Genomic DNA, 8,010 nt, shown 5'->3' with positions numbered 1-8,010 from the left:
GGATGTGCTCACGGGTCTGTGGCATCGGGCCATCAGTCGCAGCAACAACCAGGATCGCGCCGTCCATCTGCGCAGCACCGGTGATCATGTTTTTCACATAGTCGGCGTGGCCTGGGCAGTCAACGTGTGCATAGTGACGAGTCGGGGTTTCATACTCAACGTGTGAAGTGTTGATGGTGATACCACGTGCTTTCTCTTCTGGTGCGTTATCGATCTGATCGAATGCACGCGCCTGGCCGCCGTAAGTCTTAGACAGTACGGTGGTGATAGCTGCGGTCAGGGTGGTTTTACCGTGGTCGACGTGACCGATGGTGCCCACGTTTACGTGCAGTTTGTTACGCTGAAATTGCTCTTTCGCCATGGCGATAATTCCTTACGTTGTGCCTTCACCACGTGGGTGAAGGCATCAGTTCAAATTTAAACCGTAGCTTATTTGCTACGAGCTTCAATAACGGCCTGCGCTACGTTGTTCGGCGCATCGTCATACTTCAGGAACTCCATGGAGTAAGAAGCACGACCTTTGGTCAGAGAACGCAGCTGAGTTGCGTATCCGAACATTTCAGACAGCGGAACTTCAGCGTGAATCTGAACGCCAGTAGCGTTAGATTCCTGCCCTTTAAGCATACCACGACGACGGCTAAGGTCACCGATGACATCACCCGTGTTCTCTTCCGGAGTCTCTACTTCAACCTTCATGATAGGCTCAAGCAGAACCGGCTGCGCTTGTTTAAAGCCTTGTTTGAAGGCGATAGACGCGGCCAGTTTAAACGCCAGCTCAGAGGAGTCGACATCATGGTAAGAACCGAAGTGCAGACGCACGCCCAGATCCACAACCGGATAACCAGCCAGTGGGCCTGATTTCAGCTGCTCCTGGATACCTTTATCAACCGCAGGGATGTATTCACCAGGAATCACACCACCTTTGATGTCGTTGACAAATTCGTAGCCTTTCGGGTTCGAACCTGGCTCCAGTGGGTACATGTCGATAACAACATGACCGTACTGACCACGACCACCAGACTGCTTGGCGTGTTTACCTTCAACGTCGGTAACTTTAGTGCGGATCGCTTCACGGTAAGCAACCTGTGGTTTACCCACGTTTGCTTCCACGTTGAATTCACGCTTCATACGGTCAACGATGATGTCGAGGTGCAGCTCACCCATACCGGCGATGATGGTCTGGTTAGATTCTTCATCAGTCCATACGCGGAATGATGGGTCTTCTTTCGCCAGACGGCCCAGAGCCAGACCCATTTTTTCCTGGTCAGCTTTGGTTTTCGGCTCAACAGCGATTGAGATTACTGGCTCAGGGAACTCCATGCGCTCAAGGATGATGACGTTATCCGGGTCACACAGGGTATCACCAGTGGTCACATCTTTCAGGCCGATCGCAGCGGCGATATCACCCGCACGGACTTCTTTGATTTCTTCACGCTTGTTAGCGTGCATCTGAACGATACGACCCAGACGCTCACGGTTTGACTTAACCGGGTTGAACACGGTGTCACCAGTGTTAACAACACCAGAGTAAACGCGGAAGAAGGTCAGGTTACCTACAAACGGGTCGGTAGCGATTTTGAACGCCAGTGCAGCAAACGGCTCGTTGTCGTCTGAGTGACGAACAGCCGGCGTGTCTTTACCGTCGTCCAGCATACCGTTGATCGCGGTAACGTCAGTCGGTGCTGGCAGATATTCAACAACGGCATCCAGCATCGCCTGAACACCTTTGTTCTTAAATGCAGAACCACAGGTTACCAGGATGATTTCGTTGTTCAGAACGCGCTTACGCAGAGCAGTTTTGATCTCTTCTTCGCTCAGCTCTTCACCGCTGAAGAATTTCTCCATCAGCTCTTCAGAGGCTTCTGCTGCTGCTTCGATCAGCTTGCCGCGCCATTCTTCAGCCAGTTCCTGCATATCAGCCGGGATATCTTCGTAAACAAAGGTTACACCCTGGTCTTCGTCGTTCCAGTTGATTGCTTTCATTTTCACCAGGTCAACAACACCGGTGAATTTCTCTTCTGCGCCGATAGCCAGCTGCAGAGGAACTGGAGTTGCACCCAGACGAACTTCCATCTGGTTAACAACTTTCAGGAAGTTTGCACCCATGCGGTCCATTTTGTTAACGAACGCAATGCGTGGAACTTTGTATTTGTTAGCCTGACGCCATACGGTCTCAGACTGTGGCTGAACGCCACCAACTGCACAGTAAACCATTACCGCGCCATCAAGAACACGCATAGAACGTTCTACTTCGATGGTGAAGTCAACGTGTCCTGGGGTGTCGATGATATTGATGTGGTGTGGTTCGAACTGCTTAGCCATACCAGACCAGTAACAGGTGGTCGCAGCGGAGGTGATAGTAATACCACGTTCCTGTTCCTGCTCCATCCAGTCCATGGTTGCTGCGCCGTCGTGTACTTCACCGATTTTGTGGTTTACACCGGTGTAGAACAGAACACGTTCGGTAGTGGTAGTTTTACCGGCGTCGATGTGCGCACTGATACCGATGTTACGGTAGCGAGCAATGGGTGTTTTACGAGCCATTTTATTCCTCGGTTTTTCGGACGTTCAAAATTAGTCAACCCCAGCGGGTTGGCCGTTTGGGCGCCCGCTGGTTTAACAATAACTACGCGACTGTTACCAGCGGTAGTGTGCGAACGCCTTGTTGGCTTCTGCCATGCGGTGAACGTCTTCACGTTTCTTAACTGCAGTACCTTTGTTCTCTGCAGCATCAGAAAGTTCGTTCGCCAGGCGAAGAGCCATTGATTTATCACCACGTTTACGAGCAGCATCTACGATCCAGCGCATTGCCAGGGCATTACGACGAACCGGACGGACTTCAACTGGTACCTGATAGGTAGAACCACCAACGCGACGTGACTTAACTTCGACAGTCGGGCGCACGTTTTCCAGTGCTACTTCAAAGGCTTCCAGGGAGTTTTTACCTGAACGCTGAGCCAGGGTCTCAAGCGCGGTATAAACGATAGATTCTGCAGTAGATTTTTTACCATCTACCATCAGGATATTTACAAATTTGGCCAGCAGCTCTGATCCGAACTTAGGATCTGGCAGAATTTTACGCTGACCAATGACGCGACGACGTGGCATGGAAATACTCCGTTGTTAATTCAGGATTGTCCAAAACTCTATGAGTTTATTTTGACATTTAATTTAAAACGTTTGGCCTTACTTAACGGAGAACCATTAAGCCTTTGGCTTCTTCACGCCGTACTTGGAGCGAGCCTGCTTACGGTCTTTAACACCTGAGCAGTCCAGCGCGCCACGAACGGTGTGGTAACGCACACCTGGCAGGTCTTTTACACGACCGCCACGGATCAGGATCACGGAGTGCTCCTGCAGGTTGTGACCTTCACCACCGATGTAGGAAGTCACTTCAAAACCGTTGGTCAGACGCACACGGCAAACTTTACGCAGTGCGGAGTTAGGTTTTTTAGGAGTGGTGGTGTACACACGAGTACAAACGCCACGTTTTTGCGGGCAAGCTTCCAGCGCCGGCACGTTGCTCTTTGCAACTTTGCGGACGCGTGGTTTGCGAACCAGCTGGTTAACTGTTGCCATTAAATAGCTCCTGGATTTGCTTTTGCTTCGTAAACACGTAATAAATCGCCTCGTAGAATTACGAGGAGGCAGAATTTTAGGGCTGCGTCAAAAGGGTGTCAAGAAATAACCAGGTTTTAGCCGATTACCAGACCATTTGTTGCGGATGCCTGATCGTTAGCGTGACAAAGCCATTATAGTCTACGGACCGCACAGTGGTCGAAATTTGTCCAGTCAGCCCGCGCGCCTGGACATCTTCGTCCAGAACCCACAGCGTCGCTTTGCAGGCTGACAGCTGAACCCATGCCCGACTGCCAGCCACGGCAGCCAGCACACCATCCTGTAGCAGCAGCAGATCATCACCGGCTTCCGCCATTAATAACAGCGTGTCGAGGTCGCTGTGCGACGGAGAGTGCATCAGAGTATGCAGCATTTGCGCCTCTTAAAAAGTCAGAATGCGATCGAAGCTGGCCAGCTGCTGGCGCAGTTCCGGCGCGTCCAGTAGCGTCACGTCCAGCAGCCGCCCGGCGTCAGCGTCCAGTCCGCGCGCAATCAGTGATGTCCGGCAGAGATAGCACTGCTCAATGTCATAGAGTGCCAGCACGCCAAACGTCGCGGCATAGTGACGGCTTTTTATGCGTTCAGGTTGCTGATGCAGATTAAGCTGCAGCACTCCATCGCCGATAAAGAACAGGCCGATATCGTCGCTGAGTGCGCCCGTTGCCAGTGCGGCATCCAGCCCCTCACGCCCTGCGCTGCTGCCATGGGGCGCACGGGTAAAGACAAAGGCAACCCTATTCATCAGAACTGCACCATGCGTTCACAGCTCAGCGCCGCTTCTGCCAGCGCACCCAGCCCGCTCAGGGTAAATCCCGGCTGCAGGTTACTGGCCGCCAGGTGCAGACGAGCGGCCTCCTGCGGGTCGCTGATTCCACGCCGCAGTGCGGCCGCCACACAAATATTCAGTTCGACTCCCTGCTCCTGATGCAATGCCTGCCATGCCCGCACCAGATCAAACTCGTCGCTGGCTGGTGCCGTCAGCTGGTTAGCATTGAGCACCCCTTCACGATAGAAGAAAACGCTTTCAAGCTGATGACCCGCCGCCAGCAGTGCCCGGGCAAACAGCCAGGCACTGGTTGCCTGTTGCGTGCCGTAGGCCGGGCCGGTCACCAGCAGGGTGTAACGCATCAGCGATCCTGTCCCTGAAAATCGCCATTTTTAAACTGGCGGATGTAGAGATAGACGGTGTGCTTTGAGATGTTCAGCCGGTCAGCGACCTGGTTGATGGCATCCTTAATGTCGAAGATCCCCTTTTCATACAGGTTGAGCACAATCTGACGGTTCTTGGCGTTATTAGAGACATTGCGGTCAGCGCTGACCTCTTCAATCGTAAACTCCAGGGTCTGCATAACCAGGTCATCGACCGAACTGGCGAAGTTAACGCTGGAGTCAACCTGCTGCATCTCGGGCGGCATAAAGGTCGACATAATCTGCGAGAACGGCACATCAAGATTCATGTTGATACAGAGCAGGCCGATAACCCGCTGCTGACGGTTACGAATCGCGATGGTCACGGACTTCATCAGCACGCCGCTTTTGGCGCGCGTGAAGTAGGCACGGGAAACATTACTGTCCGCGCCATGCATATCATGCAGCATCCGCAGGGCCAGATCGGTGATAGGCGAACCGACCTTACGGCCCGTGTGCTCTCCATTGGCGATGCGAACGGCTGAACACTTAAGATCTTCCAGTGAATGCAGGACGATTTCACAATGCGAACCGATCAACATCGCCAGGCCATCCACGACAGCCTCGTACGATTTCAGAATATCGTAATCAGTTTGTTCGAACGGGCGCTGCTCCAGAAGATCGAAGTCGCTCAGTTCACCCGGATTGAATGGATTAGACATTGAAGAGTATCACCCTGAATGGCTGGAGCCTGTCACAGCGGCTTATGGGCAGACTCAATGTTGGGATAATTAGGCAGGCATTAGTCTGGCAAATGTCGTCGGCTTATGCCAGAGGTTTGTCGTGAAGGCGAAATGAAACCGCCGCCCGGAGGCGGCGGTCAGCAGATTACTGCGCTTTTTCTGCGGCTGCAGGCGCAGGCGCCTGTGCTTTTTCATCGGCTTTTGGGGCCGGTTTGATATCAAGCAGCTCAACATCAAACACCAGCGTGGAGTTAGCCGGAATACCCGGAACGCCATTTTTACCGTAAGCCAGCTGTGGTGGGATGACCAGCTTGATCTTGCCCCCTTTCTTCACGTGCTTCAGGCCTTCGGTCCAGCCCGGGATGACGCCATCCAGACGGAAAGAGAGGGGCTCGCCACGGGTGTAAGAGTTGTCAAACTCAGTACCATCAATCAGGGTACCTTTGTAGTTAACCACCACGGTGTCGCTATCTTTTGGTGCGTCGCCGCTGCCCTCTTTCTCAACTTTATAGAGCAGGCCGGTTTCCGTTTTCTTCACACCGCTCTCTTTGGCGAATTTGGTCGCGTAAGCCGTGCCCTTTTCAGCATTCTCTTTCGCATCTTTTTCCATTTTCGCAGAGGCAGCGCCTTTCACGCGACCTTCGAACGCCTGCAGTGTCTGCTCAATCTCTTCATCAGAGAGTTTGCTCTTGCCACCGAATGCATCCTGGACGCCCGCGATCAGCTGCTGCTTATCCAGTTTGATGCCCAGTTTTTCCTGCTCCTTCAGGGAGTTGTCCATGTAGCGACCCAGTGAAGCACCCAGTGCATAAGCTGACTGCTGGTCTTCATCTTTGAAAGCCGCATTTTTCGGTGCCTGAGGCGCAGCCTGAGGAGCCGCAGCGGTTTCAGCCGCCATAGCCAGCGGAGCATTCAGCGCAACAGCCATGGTGGTAGCTAACAATGTGACTTTAAACAGTGATTTCATCCATTCTCCAAAACCGAAGCGTCTAACCTCGGGAAACATTGCGGACTTCAGGGTCCACACTATAACTTTACGTGGCAGTGTCGAACACTCCCACAATGTAATTACCCGGTTAACCTCCGACCTTTATAACAGCGGGAAGTTTCATCAGAGATGATGCCGCGCCACCTTTTTTCAAGCGCAACGCCTTCGGGCATGAAAAAAACAGGTGATTCCTGGCGTTCAGGTCGTAGAATCACGCCCTGAGTCGCACCTTAACAGAGGAACAGGTCATGCAACAGTCTGAGTGGGAACAGCGTCTGGAGACGTTAGAGAGCAAACTGGCCTTTCAGGAGATGACCATTGAGCAGCTGAACAGCGCCGTTGTTCAGCACGAGCTGGAGATGAGTAAAATGCGTGAGCAGATACGCCTCTTAACCGACAAGCTCAAAGCGAACGCAACCTCACTGGTGGCCTCACAGTCTGAAGAGACGCCGCCGCCACACTACTGATCGCGCGCTGTCGGCCCCTGTCCGTCCGGGCCAGCGCCGGATAGCTGCCAAAAGAAAGGCCACCCGAAGGTGGCCTTAACCGATTGTCAGACTTAGTGGCTGCAGCCGCAACCGCCGGTGCCACAACCGCCTTTACCGTGATCGTGGTCGTGATCATGGCCGTGATCGTGGTCATGATGATGACCGTCTGCACCGTGAACATGGCCGTGAGCCAGTTCTTCCGGCGTCGCTTCACGAATCGCAACCACTTCAACGTTGAAGTTCAGGTTCTGACCCGCCAGCATGTGGTTACCATCAACCACGACGTGATCATCTTCCACTTCGGTGATTTCAACCGGAACCGGACCCTGATCGGTTTCTGCCAGGAAGCGCATACCAACCTGCAGTTCGTCGACGCCCATGAAGACATCTTTAGGAACACGCTGCACCAGGTTATCGTCATACTGACCGTAAGCATCGTTTGCCGGGATATGCACGTCAAATTTGTCGCCGGCAACGTGGTTTTCCAACGCATTTTCCAGACCAGAAATCAGGGAACCATGACCGTGCAGATAGTCTAACGGTGCGCTCACCGGTGACTCGTCAACTAACACGCCGTCTTCTGTACGTACCTGATAGGCCAGGCTTACCACCAGGTCTTTTGCTACTTTCATGATATCTCCTAACCGTTGAGAACTAAGATCCCGTCTCATTGGTCTATTCTTGCGTGCAATAACACCAACCAGAAAGGTTCGGGGCTGAGTGCAAGAGGGGTTTCACTTTCTCTTGCGACCACAGCGTTAATGGCGTCAATTGTAACGGAATTCAATCCCGCTGTAAGTTTAAGCGTAAAAAAAGCTGCGTCACTTCGCTACTCGGGATGGAAAATCCCGATAACCTGCTCGTTAGTGCGAACCTGATCGCGCGCCTGTTTATCCGCCTCGCGCATCTGATGTCCACACTTCACGCACTCCACGACATCGACACTATTTTCACGCCACATCGCCAGCGTGTCCTTCTCCTGACAGTGCGGGCATGTCGCACCAGCAATAAAACGTTTACGCATGAGCTTCAGCCTGTTTTAAAA

General features: G+C 52.8%; 12 protein-coding genes. 1 reads left to right on the top strand and 11 read right to left on the bottom strand.

What is annotated here, in order from left to right; all coding sequences use genetic code 11:
• From F3I47_RS18525 to fkpA, 9 genes are all read right to left on the bottom strand, one after another.
• On the bottom strand, positions 1-361 hold a 361-nt coding region (locus tag F3I47_RS18525), incomplete at its 3' end, for a GTP-binding protein (protein ID WP_170933494.1).
• A 68-nt stretch (positions 362-429) separates the two neighbouring features.
• A complete protein-coding gene (gene fusA / locus F3I47_RS18520) occupies positions 430-2,544 on the bottom strand; it encodes an elongation factor G (RefSeq protein ID WP_009087601.1) in 2,115 nt (704 codons plus the stop codon).
• Between the two features lie 93 nt (positions 2,545-2,637).
• A complete protein-coding gene (gene rpsG / locus F3I47_RS18515) occupies positions 2,638-3,108 on the bottom strand; it encodes a 30S ribosomal protein S7 (protein ID WP_009087603.1) in 471 nt (156 codons plus the stop codon).
• Between the two features lie 96 nt (positions 3,109-3,204).
• Entirely contained in the window at positions 3,205-3,579 is a 375-nt protein-coding gene (gene rpsL, locus F3I47_RS18510) for a 30S ribosomal protein S12 (protein WP_003852912.1), read from the bottom strand.
• Positions 3,580-3,703: 124 nt separating this feature from the next.
• Complete coding sequence (gene tusB / locus F3I47_RS18505) at positions 3,704-3,991, bottom strand: sulfurtransferase complex subunit TusB (RefSeq protein WP_150030066.1); 288 nt, start codon at positions 3,989-3,991, stop codon at positions 3,704-3,706.
• Between the two features lie 9 nt (positions 3,992-4,000).
• On the bottom strand, positions 4,001-4,360 hold the full coding sequence (tusC, locus tag F3I47_RS18500) for a sulfurtransferase complex subunit TusC (protein ID WP_009087608.1): 360 nt from the start codon (positions 4,358-4,360) through the stop codon (positions 4,001-4,003).
• Complete coding sequence (gene tusD, locus F3I47_RS18495; RefSeq protein WP_009087610.1) at positions 4,360-4,746, bottom strand: sulfurtransferase complex subunit TusD; 387 nt, start codon at positions 4,744-4,746, stop codon at positions 4,360-4,362. Before tusD ends, tusC begins: the two co-directional genes overlap by 1 nt.
• A complete protein-coding gene (locus F3I47_RS18490) occupies positions 4,746-5,468 on the bottom strand; it encodes a transcriptional regulator (protein WP_009087612.1) in 723 nt (240 codons plus the stop codon). The genes tusD and F3I47_RS18490 overlap by 1 nt, the downstream gene beginning before the upstream one ends.
• A gap of 166 nt (positions 5,469-5,634) precedes the next feature.
• Entirely contained in the window at positions 5,635-6,456 is an 822-nt protein-coding gene (fkpA, locus tag F3I47_RS18485) for an FKBP-type peptidyl-prolyl cis-trans isomerase (protein WP_150030067.1), read from the bottom strand.
• 269 nt (positions 6,457-6,725) lie between these two features.
• On the opposite strand from fkpA, the gene F3I47_RS18480 reads away from it, so the two are divergent.
• Positions 6,726-6,944, top strand: coding sequence for a SlyX family protein (locus tag F3I47_RS18480; protein WP_009087615.1), 219 nt, complete (start codon positions 6,726-6,728; stop codon positions 6,942-6,944).
• A 92-nt stretch (positions 6,945-7,036) separates the two neighbouring features.
• On the opposite strand, the gene slyD is transcribed toward F3I47_RS18480, so the two are convergent.
• Entirely contained in the window at positions 7,037-7,597 is a 561-nt protein-coding gene (gene slyD, locus F3I47_RS18475) for a peptidylprolyl isomerase (protein ID WP_009087618.1), read from the bottom strand.
• Positions 7,598-7,794: 197 nt separating this feature from the next.
• Positions 7,795-7,989: a YheV family putative zinc ribbon protein gene (locus tag F3I47_RS18470; protein WP_046100701.1), complete on the bottom strand. Its 195-nt coding sequence runs from the start codon at positions 7,987-7,989 to the stop codon at positions 7,795-7,797.
• Between the last annotated feature and the right edge of the window lie 21 nt (positions 7,990-8,010).

The organism is Pantoea sp. M_10 (genome assembly GCF_008631515.1).
Lineage (GTDB): Bacteria > Pseudomonadota > Gammaproteobacteria > Enterobacterales > Enterobacteriaceae > Pantoea > Pantoea anthophila.
The sequence above is the reverse complement of the archived record's forward strand: the minus strand, read 5'-3'. Positions and strand labels throughout refer to the sequence as shown.